This window comes from Bacteroides sp. L10-4 (assembly GCF_013373675.1).
Classification (GTDB): domain Bacteria; phylum Bacteroidota; class Bacteroidia; order Bacteroidales; family Bacteroidaceae; genus Bacteroides; species Bacteroides muris.
Map to the genome: position 1 here is coordinate 35,555 of NZ_JABXJH010000001.1, position 14,631 is coordinate 50,185.

Below are 14,631 nucleotides of genomic sequence, written 5' to 3' on the forward strand. Positions count from 1 at the left end.
ACCGTTTCATTCATTATTGATACACAGAGACTTCCCACTGCAAAGACACTGCATCCTTTTTGCAGTGGCGCTGCAAACGGTTTGCAGTGACGCTGCACATATATTTGCAGCAGTACTGCAACTGCTTTGCAGTGACGCTGCAACAGCTTTGCAGTGGCGCTGCAAAAGGCTTGCAGTGACTTTGCAGCAAGCGTGCAGCAACTTTCCGCCCATGAGTTACGGCCATTGACACAAATATTCCGTACCTTTGCCCCCCACTCTCAACAAGAAGTCAATGAGAAACGCTATACAACGCCTGGCATTGTTCCCCCTCGTCGCCCTGTTCCTGCTATCGGCTGCTTGCCACCGGACGGACGGACGGGCAGAAGCTTTATGGAACGACGCCGACTCATTGCTGACAGCAAATCCAGACAGCGCCCTGCGGCTGCTGGAGGCACTGCCTGCAACCATCGAACTTACACGTCGGGAGTCCGCCCGATATGCCCTGCTGTTGGCACAAGCCATAGACAAATGCGAAAAGCCACTGCTGCCCTGCAACTCACTACTGGACGTGGCACTGGACTATTATGACGATGACGAACGCGAACGGGCGGTGGCACTGCTCTACAAAGGAAGGCTGGAAATAGAAATGGAACAAAGCGAACAGGCCATCGGATTCTTGCTGGAAGGACTGGAAATCATTGAAAAGTTTCCGGAAGATGTAGAGACAAAAAGGCATCTGCTCAGCTCATTGGGGAACGAATATTATGATGCACAGCTGTATGAGAAAGCAAAAAAGGCATATAATGAATTGTACGAGTACTGCTTTACGGATAAGGATAAGGCAATAGCATTGAGCGGACTCGGTTCCTACTATTCTATAATTGAAAAAGAAGACTCTGCGCTTTTTTATAGAAAAAAGGCTTTAGATTATGCCCAAATATCAGGTGATTCCACCATCATTGAAATGTATGCAAGCAGTCTGAGTAGAGAATACTGTTGGAAAGAAAAATATGACACGGCGCTGTACTATGCTAAAATATCCCTGCAATGGCTTCCTAAAAATGCAAAAAGATATATACACTATAGCAATATAGGAAACATTTTCTATTATAAAGACAACTTGGATTCTGCTGTATATTATATGAACAAGAGTCTGGAGGATAGCATATATTTTAAATCAAAACAAAAAGCAAGCATTCTATTTGATTTAGCTAATATAAAAGAAGAGCAAAAAGACTATCAAGCAACAGTCGAACTACTGTATCAATTCATAGAGATTGCAGACTCCACTTACTTCAGTGAACAATCCACCAAAATACAACAACTAATTCATCAATACGACATCAAGCGAAAGGTTGACCAAGAACAAAGGAGAAGCAAGTATCTGTTGAAAAACGTAATCGGAATCTTCCTTATTCTCTGCCTTGTCCTTATTGTGTTTTTCCAATATCGCATCAATAAACGAGACAGGCAACGAGCCATCAACGAACAAAAATTAGCGCAAGCCCAAGAGAAATACAACAACCTGAGGTATTCCATCAACGAAAGCCAGCGCATCATCACTCTGCTGCGGAAAGAACAATCCGACTTTTCGCAAGAAGCAGAAAAGTACAGACAAGAAATAACCGAACGGGAAACCGCCATCGAAAGACTGAAAACAGAAAAGGAAGGCCTACGCACTTGGCTGTTCAAGCAAAGCAGTATCTATCAAAAAGTAGAAAAGCTCTCCAAACAAAAAGTAACCAATAAAAAAGAACTAACCGTGCTGACAAACCACGAACAGAAAGTTCTCAAAGAAGTTGTCATGGAACTTTATGCCGACTATATATCTGATACAAAAAACCAATATCCTCTACTGACAGACGAAGACTTGCTCTGCCTCTGTTTAGAGAAAGTCGGCTTCTCCAATCAAACCATCGCCCTTTGCTTCGGCAATACCGACGCACATGTAGTCTCTCAAAGAAAATACCGCATGAAAGAGCGCATGAAAGAAAGCAAATAATCCAATTGTGACTTATCAAAACCGTATCACACTATAAATCTGCATATTGCATTTTTATAGTGTGATTCTTTTTATGCCTCCATTCCATCATTATCCTCTAACTTTGCCGCTGTTAAACCAATAAAAATTAAAAGGAATGAAAGCAAAGTTATTAATGTTACTTTTAGCAGCACTATTCATTTTACCAGTGAGTGAAGCTGCAATAACAAAAAAGAGAAAAATACCCCGATATAAGGAATCAGCATGTGGAGAACGTATAACGACCCGTACTCCCATAGACTATACTAATGAAGCAAGTGGAAAAAACATTCATGGCAAGCAAAAAACGACATACAGTGTAACTCTAAAACAGAATACAATGTTGAATATTCACATTGGATTCCAAAAGAAACTGTGGTATGGCTGGAGGAGAGATAATCATAGAGATGCCTATTACTACTTTGATGCATCTCCATTTCAGTATAATTATTGGCTGAAACCAAATGCAAAAGATGCTCCTCTACTTCAACAGGACATCACGTGTCCAGATATCTATTTCTTTGAAAATGAAGGCACAATAGATTATGAAAGTGGATATATTGTAGGTGGCAGCAAAGTGCTGACTGGAAAATTATATGTATGGACAGACTATACTGTAGAAACAAGCACAAAGCGCTACAAGCAAGTCGTAAAAAAATACAAAATGTTCCCAAATGAAGAAATGCCTATATGTGATAAGAACAAAGCCTACACTTTAGATTTCACATTGAATTATTTATGGTAAAAGACACTCCAAAAGAAGAAAGAAAAAAAAGAATAAAACAAAAACAAAGTTATTTATGAAAAAGAAGTATCTCATTATTACAGTTTTGTTCACCTGCTTCTGCCTGCTTCCAGCCTCTGCCCAACAAGTAAAATTCGGCATTGAAGCCGGCGGAAACTGGTCGCACTACAAAAACGATAAATCGAAAGCCGAACAAGTGGGAAGTATGGGAGGCGGTTTCCAATTGGGCGGAACCGTGGACTACAAGTTCAAACACCACTGGATGCTGATGTCTGGACTCACCTGGATGCAGACCCGAAGCAGCATGGAGCTGTTCAATGCCAGCGTACCTTTCTTCCCTGATACGGAAATAAAGATGAACCACTTGAACATCCCTATAAAAATAGGCTACAACATTCGTATCAGCAAAAGCCTCAGCCTGATACCCTACGTGGGCATCTATGGTTCCATCAACTTCAATGCAGGTAAGTGTGACGTAAAGAACCCTTATTATATGGGAGAAACCAATCATTGGAAACCTATGGACGGGTATTCATACATCGTGCCGACAGAAGCAGACATTCCGTATGAATATGAAGCTACCATAGACGCTTTCCGCCGTTGGAATTATGGCGCGGTGGGAGGCATGAAAGCAGTGATAGCAGGCAGATACACCGTTTCACTCCAATACTACGAATCCATAAAGAAAGTACAGAAACAGTGTAACCTACGCAACTACGGCTATCAGCTTAACGTAGGCTATCAATTCTGACACAAAAACTAAAGTCTATAAGAAAGTTGCACATACCCGACACAAGGGATGTGCAACTTTTATAATCGGTTTAAATTTATCAGCTTCAGCATCATTCACCTTATCTGTTTTTCGTCCAAACATCTTTCACCAGAAAACACTGTCAATCAGCCACTTCTTTGTAAAGGTGAAGGATATGAAGCACGATGAATGCCTATTTCTTCCGTTTCCGCTTCTTTGCCGATTCCACCGCTTCGGCCACCACCGGCTTATTCGCAAACCGTTTGGTATAGTTGCTATAATCGGGAACGGTACGTTCATAAGTCGGGTCGACAAACAACGGGCTGGAAATGATATGGTCTGCCGTACTGCGGTTGCAGCAGAACACGATGTTCTCCACACCGGCAAGGCGGGTCAGCGCCTTCACATCCGTATCGTGCGGCTGAAGGGTCATCGGGTCGGTGAAGAAGAAAAGATAGTCAATCTCTCCGTCCACAATGCGCGAACCCATCTGCTGGTCGCCACCCAAAGGACCGGATTTAAGGATAGTGAAATCCCATTCCACATCAGGATGTTTCTCCCGGAGCGCTGCGAGAATAAGGGTACCCGTCGTACCCGTACAATAGAATTTATGCCCCATCAGCAATTCCGAGTTCCACAGTACCCACTCGATGAGGTCTTTCTTCATGGCGTCGTGTGCCACTAATCCAATCTTTCTAACTAATTTTTCCATAAGCCAAAACCTTTAATTATTTAAGTTTCGCATGTCTTCGGCATACTTTCAGTGAACAAGTTGACAAGGCTACAAGGAGGGATAAACAGTCATCTTGCTTTTTAAAGTGATTACAAGGAAAAGCCTTGTAGCCTTATTTACTTGTTCACTGAAAGCTAGTTCTTGAACTTGCGAAACTTGATTAATAAACAATTAGAAACGGCAACAGTTTTTATAATTGCGAAAAGAATTTCTTTCCATGTAGATAAAACTGCGCCAAGATACTGCTTTTTGTCCGTTCCGGTATGGCGGCAAACGTAGTTTTTTCCAGATTCTCTTTGCGGGACGCTGTAAATGAGGCGCGGAGAGAACTGTAGGCACGGCGAGCACGAAGCACAGCCAAAGCATTGGGAAACTGGCCTTTCAGCATGAAACTGAGAGCTGCCGCATAGTCGAGTACCGCACGCACACGCATCACGGGAACCAAGTCCTCCTGCGGCAGATTCTTATAAAGCATTACAAGGTTATTACGAAAATTGAGGAAAGTCTTGCGCGGATTCTCCTTCTTCAAAGTGGCCCCTCCCACATGAAACACCACGCTCTGCGGTACGCATGCCAACTGCCTGCCGCGGGCACGAAACCGCCAACATAAATCTATCTCCTCCATGTGGGCAAAAAAACGTCCGTCCAGTCCACCCGCTTCCCGGTAATCTGCCAGACGGATGAACAGAGCCGCCCCCGTAGCCCAGAAAATGGGTATCACCGTGTCGTATTGTCCCTTGTCCTCTTCTACCACGCCCATGATGCGGCCACGACAGAAGGGATAGCCATAGCGGTCGATGAAACCTCCCGCAGCTCCGGCATACTCAAACTGCCCCTTGTTACGCCAACTGCGTATCTTCGGCTGGCAGGCGGCCGTCTCCGGATGAGCATCCATATACCCTGCCAATGGGACAAGCCAGTGTTCGGTAACCTCCACATCGGAGTTGAGCAGCACTACATACTCTGCCTCCACCTGCTTCAATGCCAGGTTGTATCCGTCGGCAAAACCGTGGTTCTCTTCCAGCAGAATCAAGCGCACAGAAGGAAACTCGCGACGGAGCATTGCCACGGAAGCATCCGTGGAACCATTGTCCGCCACATACACCACAGCATCGTCCGCCTCCGAAAATCGGACTACAGAGGGAAGAAAAGAGCGGAGCATGTCGCATCCGTTCCAGTTCAGTATGACAACAGCAATCTTATCCATGTTGCACAGATTCTTTTCGTTTATTTTTCCAGCGTTTATGAGACCAGAACCAATAAGCCGGTTCGCGCCGGATGGTCTGCTCCAGACGACGGGCGAAGCACTCGGTTATCTCGCCATCTGCCGTCTGCTTGGGAGTTTCGGTAACCAGGTCGAAGAGCACTTTGCAATATCCCCTGGATGTCCGTTCCAATTCACAATAAAAGACGGGGAAGTCCATCAGCTTGGCAATGCGCTCGGCACCATCCATGAATACGGTGTCCTGATTCAAGAACGTAGTCCAGTAATGAGCCTCGTTGCGGTTGGGCGACTGGTCCGTAATCAGGCCGATGGCTATCCGCCTGCCTTCACGGCGAAGCTTTATCACTTCGCGTGCCGTGGAATGTTTCGCCACATTGTATCCTCCGAACCGGGCACGGATATGCTTAAACATCTCGTCCAGATACTTATTGCTTAGCGGTTTGTACACCTGCACCGGGATGTTGCCCGGACGCATGATGGCCCCCATGCCTATAATCCACTCAAAATTGGCGTAATGGGGAATCAACAGCACAATGCCTCCATGCTTCTCTATCATGGCAAGGTATTCTTCCTTATTATCATACTCCATCCGGCGACAAAGCTCCTCGAAAGACATGCGCAGCATCTTCACCTCTTCCAGCATATAGTCGCAGATATAATGGTAGAACTTGCGCTCTATCTCCATCAACTCGGTTTCCGACTTCTCCGGAAAGGAATTGCGAAGGTTGCGGCGAACGACTTCCTTCCGATAATGCACGACGTGGCGCATCAGGAAGTACAGCCCGTCGGACAACGCATAAAGCGCCCGGAAAGGCAGAAGTGCCACAAGCCACATGCCCGCATAAGTCAGCCAATAGACAATCTTTGATTTCACTTCGTCAGTTAGTTATAAGTTACAAGTTATAAGTTGCAAAGGAGGCATTCCTCATTCTATTGTTCCCAAGAGTGCAGTGCCGCCGGCATTGAAATCGCCCAAGCGCACAGACACGAGCCGGTTATCCAATGCGGCATCATGGGGGACTTCCACACGGATATAATTGGGAGTAAAGCCGTGCATCGGCAGTCCGGGTTTGGGACGCTCCAGCAACACCGGCATAGTCTGCCCGATATGGCGCGCATAGAAAGCACGGATCTTTTCGTCCGAAAGCTCCAGCAATTGCTGGCTCCTGCGGTGCTTTTCTTCGGGTGCCACCACGTGGTCTATCTTCAAGGCCTGCGTGCCGGGACGCTCCGAATAGCTGAAGACATGAAGCTGCGTCACGTCCAGGCTCTTGATAAACTCATAAGCCTGCCCGAAATACTCCTCCGTCTCTCCACGGGTACCCACAATAACGTCCACCCCTATAAAGGAGTCGGGCATCACTTCCTTTATCTTCTTTATCTTCGAGGCAAACAAGGCGGTATCGTAACGGCGTCGCATCAGCTTCAGCACCTCGTCACTGCCCGACTGCAACGGTATATGGAAATGAGGCATGAAACGCCGGGAACGGGACACGTATTCTATGATTTCATCCGTCAGCAGATTCGGCTCGATAGAGGATATGCGGTAACGCTCAATGCCTTCCACATCGTCCAACGCTTTCACCAGGTCGAAGAAAGTCTCACCGGTGGATTTGCCGAAGTCTCCTATATTGACACCGGTCAATACTATTTCCTTTCCACCTTCGGCAGCTGCCCGGCTGGCCTGCTCCACCATAGAAGCAATGCTGCCGTTACGGCTACGTCCACGGGCAAAGGGAATGGTGCAATAGGAACAATAATAATCGCAACCGTCCTGCACTTTCAGGAAGAAACGGGTACGGTCGCCACGCGAACAAGACGGGGCAAACGAACGTATATCCTTCAAAGCAGAAGTATAGGCCTCGCCGGTCTCGTGCTTCTGCAGATTACCCAAGTACTGGAGCAGGTCTTTCTTCTGCTCAGCTCCCAGCACCACGTCCACACCTTCTATCTTTGCCACCGTGTCCGGTTTCAACTGGGCATAGCAACCGGTCACCACGACAAATGCGCCCGGATGTTGCTTCACCAGCTTGTGGATGACCTGGCGGCACTTCTTGTCCGCCACTTCTGTCACCGAGCAGGTATTCACTACGCAAATATCCGCTTTCTCACCCTTGCGCGCCGTACGCACACCCGCTTCCCGCAAAATTCTACCGATAGTAGAGGTCTCCGAGAAGTTCAGTTTGCACCCCAACGTATAGTAAACCGCCGTCTTATCTTGAAATATATTGGTATCTATCATGAGCTTATAAACACATTTATGCTGCAAAGATATACATTATTAATCTATTTTCCCTACTTTTGCACACTCAACTAAAATTTGTGCAATGATACAAGAGAACTTTATCAAACTATACGAGCATAGTTTCCGCGAAAATTGGGAACTCCCCTGCTATACCAACTATGGAGAAAACGAGAGTTATACTTATGGCGAAGTGGCACAAGAAATTGCGAAACTGCACCTTCTCTTCAAACACTGCCAACTGCGCCGCGGTGACAAGATATCCATCATCGGCAAGAACAATGCACGCTGGTGTATCGCCTACATGGCTACCATTACATACGGCGGCATCGTAGTCCCCATCCTGCAAGATTTCAACCCCAATGACGTACATCATATTGTAAACCACTCCGAATCAACGTTCCTCTTTACCAGCGACACCATTTGGGAACATCTGGAAGAAGAACGCCTCACCGGCCTGCGTGGCGTATTCTCATTAAACGACTTCCGCTGTCTGTATCAGCGGGACGGAGAAACCATCCAGCGTTTCCTCAAGCATCTGGACGACGAAATGAAAGTAACCTACCCAAACGGTTTTCGTAAGGAAGACATCGCTTATGCAGACCTTTCCAACGACAAGGTCATGCTGTTGAATTATACCTCGGGTACTACCGGATTCAGCAAGGGAGTGATGCTGACGGGAAACAATCTGGCCGGCAACGTCACCTTTGGTATACGTACCGAGCTACTGAAAAAAGGGGATAAAGTGCTCTCTTTCCTGCCTCTGGCACATGCTTACGGCTGCGCTTTCGACTTCCTTACTGCTACTGCCGTCGGCACACACGTCACATTATTAGGAAAAGTGCCTTCCCCAAAAATCCTGATGAAAGCTTTTGAGGAAGTAAAACCCAACCTGATTATCACTGTACCCCTTGTCATTGAAAAGATATACAAGAACGTAATACAGCCCATCATCAACAAAAAGGCCATGAAATGGGCACTCAACATTCCCTTGCTCGACGGACAGATATACGGGCAAATCCGCAAGAAACTAATTGATGCACTGGGCGGACGTTTCAAGGAAGTTATCATAGGAGGGGCGGCGATGAATCCGGAAGTAGAAGAGTTTTTCCACCGCATCAAGTTCCCCTTCACCATTGGCTATGGCATGACCGAATGTGCTCCCCTCATCAGCTATGCTCCCTGGAATGAATTCGTCCCGACTTCTTCCGGACGGGTACTCGACATCATGGAAGCCCGTATCTACAAGGAAAACCCGGACGACAAACTCGGTGAAATACAAGTACGCGGCGAGAACGTAATGACCGGTTACTATAAGAACCCCGAAGCCACCAAAGAAGTCTTCACCGAAGACGGATGGCTTCGCACCGGCGACCTGGGCACACTGGACGCAAACAACAATCTTTATATCCGCGGACGCAGCAAGACCATGATTCTCAGTTCCAGCGGACAGAATATCTTTCCCGAAGAAATAGAAGCACGGCTCAACAACATGCCTTTCGTCCTGGAAAGTCTTGTTATCGAACGGAATAAAAGACTGGTAGCACTGGTCTATGCCGACTATGAAGCCTTGGATTCCTTAGGGTTGAACCAACCGGACAACCTCAAAACTATTATGGACGAGAATCTCAAAAATCTGAATAATAGCGTGGCAGCCTATGAAAAAGTAAGCCAAATCCAACTTTATCCGACAGAATTTGAGAAAACGCCTAAAAGAAGTATCAAGAGATATTTATACAACAGCATTGCCGAAGATTAATATGTTGTAAAACATGTAGATAGGGATGAAAACAGCCGAACCTCCAAAAAAAATATAAAAAAAGTTGGGGTTTCGAGAACAACATATCCAAAAAGTACATACCTTTGCAGCGTTTTAATAAAGCAACTGATTGTATTACGTTTTAAAAGTAAAGAAAATGAAAAAATTAGTTTTGATGGCTGCAGCTATCGTAGCAGTATCTTTCGCATCTTGTGGTAACAAAGCAGCTAATGCTGAACAAGCAACTGCAGATTCTATCCGTATCGCTGACTCAATCGCAGCTGTAGAAGCAGCAGCAGCTGAAGCAGCAGCAGCCGCAGCAGCAGCTGACACTGCAGCAGTAGATAGCGCAGCTGTTGTAGCTGAATAATGTCAGTTACAACACTCGAGAGAATTGAAAGTCTGACGTGCATAAAAGCACACCAGACTTTTCTTATGCCCTATACCCTCCTCGATTAACCTTGAGAATTATTCATTTCCGACCACAATTTCCCCATACAACCTATTTATCTAGCAGATTGATAAAACAGTATCTGCCATTGGCAAATTCTACAAATAGCAGCCAATTCAAACGAATAAAAATAAAAAGCCCGATTCCTGTAAGGAACCGGGCTTTCCATTAATTATAGCATACTTATTTATTCTTCTGCAACCACTTCAAAAGGAACTTCTACAGAAACTTCCTTGTGCAACTTAACGATAGCCTTGTAATTGCCAACTTCTTTCACAGCATCCTTCACAACGATAATCTTACGATCGATGCTGTGACCCAATTTAGCCAACTCTTCAGCAATCTGGATGTTACCAACAGAACCGAAGATAGTACCAGTAGAGCTAACCTTAGTAGCAATCTTCAATGATACGCCTTCCAACTTAGCAGCCAGTTCTTCAGCATCCTTTTTGATTTTTTCCAGCTTGTGAGCACGTTGTTTCAACTCTTCAGCCAACATTTTCTTTGCAGACGGAGAAGCAATGACAGCTTTACCAGTCGGAATGAGGTAGTTACGACCGTAACCAGACTTTACTGTTACGATGTCGTTCTTATAACCCAAGTTTACAATGTCTTCTTTCAATATAATTTCCATACTTTCCTCCTCCTATTATTTCATCATGTCAGTTACATAGGGCAGCAACGCCAAATGACGCGCTCTCTTCACAGCTTGAGCTACACGACGTTGGAACTTCAAAGAAGTACCGGTAATACGACGCGGAAGAATCTTTCCTTGCTCATTCAAGAATTTCTTCAAGAATTCAGGATCTTTGTAGTCAATGTACTTAATACCGCTCTTCTTAAAACGGCAGTATTTTTTCTTCTTAACGTCTACTGAGGGTGGAGTTAAATATCTGATTTCTGATTGAACTTGTTGTGCCATGATTAATCCTCCTTTTTAGTTGATTTAACACTTCTTCTCTTCGCAGCATATTCAGCAGCGTACTTATCTTGTTTGAAAGTCAAGAAACGGATAACGCGCTCGTCACGACGGAAGTTTATTTCCAATTTTTCAATAACAGTAGGTTCTGCATTGAACTCAATCAGCTGATAGAAACCGGTTGACTTCTTCTGGATAGGATATGCCAGCTTCTTCAGTCCCCAGTTTTCTTCATTTACAATCTCAGCACCTTCAGCAGTAAGGATGCCTTTGAATTTTTCTACCGCTTCCTTCATCTGAACATCAGACAAAACGGGAGTCAAAATGAAAACGGTTTCGTATTGATTCATACTCGTTTAATTAAATAAATAAATTATTCGTTTTAAAAATGCGGTGCAAAGGTAGACATTTTATTTTGAACTACAAACATTTAATGTTTTTTTGTGTAGGGATATAGGAATTGTCTTTAGCTTGCCTTATCTTTGCAAAGTTGTTTAAACAATAATTTCATGATAGAGCAATTCAACTTTGATATCCGCCTTATCTTTGCCATACTGAACGGCAAGGTGTCGGCTGCCATTAATCGCAAACTGTCCCGCAACTTCCGTCAAAACGGTCTGGAGATTACTCCGGAACAGTGGACTGTCCTCATCTTCTTATGGGAAAAGGACGGGGTGACGCAACAAGAGTTGTGTAATGCAACTTTCAAAGACAAACCCAGCATGACGCGCCTCATCGACAACATGGAGCGACAACATCTTGTTGTACGCATATCGGATAAAAAAGACCGCCGCACCAATCTGATACACCTGACCAAAGATGGCAAAGAACTGGAAGAACGTGCGCGCGTCATTGCCAACCAAACCCTCAAAGAAGCCTTGAAAGGCATCACCATCGAAGAGCTCAGTGTGAGCCAGGAGGTACTGAGGAAGATTTTTTTCAATACCAAGGATTAAATTAAGAATTAAGGGTTAGGGATTAAGGGAAGGGAAAATAGGACTTGAATGCTTCATTTTTTATTCCTCATTCTTCATTCTTTATTAAAATATGGATTTTTTGCAAAAATAATTTCGCTTGTTAAAGAATTATGCTTTTCTTTGTGACAAGAATACGAAAGAATATAATAATCTAATTAAAATACACACACATGAAAGGCTTATTAAAAAATCTGGGATTGATATTAGTCGTAATAGGAGCTGTAATCCTGGTTGCATGTTCTTTTACCGGAAATGTTAACAACAACACCATCTTAGGCAGTTCTGCCGTTTTGGTTGTAGTGGGATTGATTTCCTACATTGTCATCAACAAAAGAATAGCCGACTGATATCAAAAGGAAAAAAATAAAGAAGGCGGTTAGCATATAATGCAGACCGCCTTTTTTATTGTCTCTCTCCTCCTAGAGAAGCAGAGTCTCGTCAAGACTCAGCTTCCGGAGTAATCAGTTTATATCCCTTTCCGTGAATATTGATGATTTCAATCGAATCATCCTCTTTCAGGTGCTTACGCAACTTCGTAATATATACATCCATACTGCGTGCATTGAAATAGTTATCGTCAATCCAGATAGTCTTCAACGCAAAGTCACGCTGTAAGATTTCGTTGGCATGCGCACAAAGCAAACCCAGTAGTTCGGATTCTTTGGTGGTCAGTTTGGTCTGCTTCTCGGCGGTCGCCAGAATCTGTTTCTGCGTGTCGAATGTAAACTTACCAATTTTATAGATATTGCTTTCCTTGTTCTTCTTTCCGCGAACGCGTCTCAAGATAGCTTCAATTCTGAAAGTCAGCTCTTCCATACTGAAAGGCTTTGTAATGTAGTCATCGGCACCAATCTTGAAGCCTTCCAGAATATCCTCCTTCAACGTCTTTGCCGTCAAGAAGATAATGGGGATTTCAGCGTTGGCCGCACGCACTTCCTGTGCCAGTGTGAATCCGTCTTTTTTCGGCATCATCACATCAAACACACACAAGTCATATTTATTCTTCAAGAAAGCCTTGTAGCCTGCTTCTCCATCGGGATATAACTCGGCAGCATAGCCTTTTGCCTGTAAATATTCTCTTAAAAGCATGCCAAGATTTTCATCATCTTCGCACAATAAAATACGCAGTTTCTCGTCCATATCAATCAATTTTTAATAAAGGTAATGCAATAATAAATTTAGTTCCTACGTTCAGTTCACTTTCCGCCCGGATGATTCCCTTATGATCCATAATAATTTTCTTCACATAAGCCAATCCTAAGCCGAAGCCCTTCACATCGTGCAGATTACCTGTATGCACACGATAGAACTTCTCAAATATCTTTTTCAAATTCTCCTTCTTGATACCGATACCGTTATCCTGAATCGAAATCATCAGTTTGCCCGACTCATTCCAAGTCTTTACCGTCAATTGCAAATCCGTATCCGGGCGTTTATACTTCACTGCATTATCCATGAGGTTGAAAATCACATTGGTGATATGCATCTCATCGGCAAAGATTACGGGATTCGTAGCTTTAAGCTCCGACTCAATCTTTCCATTATAACGCTCCACTTTCAGCGTAAAGGTATTGATGACACCTGTTATCAATTCGTTTGCATCCAGTTCTTTCATCTTCAAAGTGGCCTTCTGCCGATCGAACATTGACATCTGAAGCACTTTCTCAACCTGAAATCTCAAACGCTTCGTTTCATCGTTGATGACACCCGATATATGCTGGAACATAGTCGGAGATTTACCCACAGCCGGGTCTTTCAACATCTGCGCTGCCAGAGAAATAGTCGATATCGGCGTCTTGAACTCGTGCGTCATATTGTTGATGAAATCATTCTTCATCTCCGTCAGCTTCTTCTGGCGGAACACGATGTAAATCGTAAAGATGAACGTCACCAACAGTACAAAAGTAAATATCATCGACGGTATCATAAACCTGACCGAATCGAAGATATAATCCTTCTTTCCGGGAAAGTGTATCTTGACGATACTCATACGGGCAGGCGGATCATTCAAAAACAATGGCTGCGAATAAGAGCTTTCACTCCCAACATCGCTATAATCCGAACAACGGTATACTTCTCTGCCCTCCCGGTCTATCACCTTGAAGTGATAATCCATATCACCAAGACCATTCTCTATCAAACCTGCTTTAAGATACTGGTCCAAACTTTTGAAATTAACACGTTCCTCAATCGGCTTGTCGCTGGCATTGTATACCATCTGCAACACTACCTCGTCCACCAACGCACGCTGATAAAGATAGCGGTTTTTAAGCATCTCTATCTGCGAGCGTGAAGTCTGAGGAATGGTTCTTGCCCCATGCTTGCGTGAAATCATCGCTCTTGGCAATGCAGAAGGCTCGTTGCTGAAAGTCTTCAATTCCACCGAAGAACGGACACTGCCGTCCGGAGCCGTCATCACAAACCGCTGGGTCCGCATCACCCCGCTACTGCCTTGCGACTGTTCCCACGCCTTCTTTTCCGCTTCGGTAATATCCTCATTCAGCCAACGCACAACCTCTGCAGACTCTGCCTGTTTCGAAGCAGCCATCAACGCGCGCTTCACCGATTCTTCAAATTGTCCGTTACGCATCTTTACCATTTCCTCAATATAGCCTATCTGCAGATACAGCAAACTGAGAAAGGAAAGCCCCATAACGATACCTAATATCCATATAGTTGACTTTTTCATAGTCACAAAATTAACACTCCCTAATTAACATTCCTAACCAATTAACCTGATTTAACCGGATGTTCTCGTAAATTAACCGAAGACCATTTTTTAGGTGGTATTATGAACATTATAACAAAAACACAACTCTTTGGTTTG

Annotated in this window: 16 protein-coding genes; 7 read left to right on the top strand and 9 right to left on the bottom strand. The window is 44.4% G+C overall.

What is annotated here, in order from left to right:
- Positions 1–274: 274 nt before the first annotated feature.
- From HU824_RS00210 to HU824_RS00220, 3 genes are all read left to right on the top strand, one after another.
- On the top strand, positions 275–1,984 hold the full coding sequence (locus HU824_RS00210; RefSeq protein WP_176467698.1) for a lipopolysaccharide assembly protein LapB: 1,710 nt from the start codon (positions 275–277) through the stop codon (positions 1,982–1,984).
- Between the two features lie 136 nt (positions 1,985–2,120).
- Positions 2,121–2,747, top strand: coding sequence for a hypothetical protein (locus HU824_RS00215; protein WP_176467699.1), 627 nt, complete (start codon positions 2,121–2,123; stop codon positions 2,745–2,747).
- Between the two features lie 55 nt (positions 2,748–2,802).
- Positions 2,803–3,498, top strand: a complete 696-nt coding sequence (locus tag HU824_RS00220) for a porin family protein (protein WP_176467700.1) — start codon at positions 2,803–2,805, stop codon at positions 3,496–3,498.
- 193 nt (positions 3,499–3,691) lie between these two features.
- Here the strand turns inward: HU824_RS00220 and HU824_RS00225 are convergent, their stop codons facing one another.
- The 4 genes from HU824_RS00225 to mtaB form a co-directional block, all read right to left on the bottom strand.
- The gene (locus HU824_RS00225) at positions 3,692–4,210 is read right to left on the bottom strand and encodes a methylglyoxal synthase (protein WP_136009015.1); all 519 of its coding nucleotides are present in this window, start codon (positions 4,208–4,210) and stop codon (positions 3,692–3,694) included.
- A 211-nt stretch (positions 4,211–4,421) separates the two neighbouring features.
- Positions 4,422–5,438, bottom strand: coding sequence for a glycosyltransferase family 2 protein (locus tag HU824_RS00230; protein ID WP_176467701.1), 1,017 nt, complete (start codon positions 5,436–5,438; stop codon positions 4,422–4,424).
- Complete coding sequence (locus tag HU824_RS00235; protein ID WP_176467702.1) at positions 5,431–6,330, bottom strand: lysophospholipid acyltransferase family protein; 900 nt, start codon at positions 6,328–6,330, stop codon at positions 5,431–5,433. The genes HU824_RS00230 and HU824_RS00235 overlap by 8 nt, the downstream gene beginning before the upstream one ends.
- Before the next feature lie 51 nt (positions 6,331–6,381).
- On the bottom strand, positions 6,382–7,698 hold the full coding sequence (gene mtaB, locus HU824_RS00240; protein ID WP_136009018.1) for a tRNA (N(6)-L-threonylcarbamoyladenosine(37)-C(2))-methylthiotransferase MtaB: 1,317 nt from the start codon (positions 7,696–7,698) through the stop codon (positions 6,382–6,384).
- An 85-nt stretch (positions 7,699–7,783) separates the two neighbouring features.
- On the opposite strand from mtaB, the gene HU824_RS00245 reads away from it, so the two are divergent.
- Complete coding sequence (locus HU824_RS00245) at positions 7,784–9,457, top strand: long-chain fatty acid--CoA ligase (protein WP_176467703.1); 1,674 nt, start codon at positions 7,784–7,786, stop codon at positions 9,455–9,457.
- Positions 9,458–9,614: 157 nt separating this feature from the next.
- Positions 9,615–9,827 (top strand): hypothetical protein, encoded by a 213-nt coding sequence (locus tag HU824_RS00250; RefSeq protein WP_136009020.1) that lies wholly within the window; start codon positions 9,615–9,617, stop codon positions 9,825–9,827.
- Positions 9,828–10,095: 268 nt separating this feature from the next.
- Here the strand turns inward: HU824_RS00250 and rplI are convergent, their stop codons facing one another.
- The 3 genes from rplI to rpsF are packed head-to-tail and all read right to left on the bottom strand — an operon-like array spanning position 10,096 to position 11,177.
- Complete coding sequence (gene rplI / locus HU824_RS00255) at positions 10,096–10,542, bottom strand: 50S ribosomal protein L9 (protein ID WP_136009021.1); 447 nt, start codon at positions 10,540–10,542, stop codon at positions 10,096–10,098.
- 15 nt (positions 10,543–10,557) lie between these two features.
- Entirely contained in the window at positions 10,558–10,830 is a 273-nt protein-coding gene (gene rpsR, locus HU824_RS00260; RefSeq protein WP_004288442.1) for a 30S ribosomal protein S18, read from the bottom strand.
- 2 nt (positions 10,831–10,832) lie between these two features.
- Positions 10,833–11,177, bottom strand: coding sequence for a 30S ribosomal protein S6 (gene rpsF / locus HU824_RS00265; protein ID WP_005657357.1), 345 nt, complete (start codon positions 11,175–11,177; stop codon positions 10,833–10,835).
- A 159-nt stretch (positions 11,178–11,336) separates the two neighbouring features.
- On the opposite strand from rpsF, the gene HU824_RS00270 reads away from it, so the two are divergent.
- Positions 11,337–11,783 carry a MarR family winged helix-turn-helix transcriptional regulator gene (locus tag HU824_RS00270; protein ID WP_005830183.1) on the top strand — a complete coding sequence of 149 codons (447 nt, stop codon included), beginning with the start codon at positions 11,337–11,339 and terminating at the stop codon, positions 11,781–11,783.
- 191 nt (positions 11,784–11,974) lie between these two features.
- The gene (locus HU824_RS00275) at positions 11,975–12,151 is read left to right on the top strand and encodes a hypothetical protein (protein WP_168354259.1); all 177 of its coding nucleotides are present in this window, start codon (positions 11,975–11,977) and stop codon (positions 12,149–12,151) included.
- A gap of 91 nt (positions 12,152–12,242) precedes the next feature.
- Here HU824_RS00275 and HU824_RS00280 read toward each other — a convergent pair whose 3' ends face one another.
- Together HU824_RS00280 and HU824_RS00285 are read right to left on the bottom strand one after the other, a co-directional pair.
- Positions 12,243–12,944: a response regulator transcription factor gene (locus HU824_RS00280; RefSeq protein ID WP_005830176.1), complete on the bottom strand. Its 702-nt coding sequence runs from the start codon at positions 12,942–12,944 to the stop codon at positions 12,243–12,245.
- Position 12,945: 1 nt separating this feature from the next.
- Positions 12,946–14,493 (bottom strand): sensor histidine kinase KdpD, encoded by a 1,548-nt coding sequence (locus tag HU824_RS00285; RefSeq protein ID WP_136009022.1) that lies wholly within the window; start codon positions 14,491–14,493, stop codon positions 12,946–12,948.
- Between the last annotated feature and the right edge of the window lie 138 nt (positions 14,494–14,631).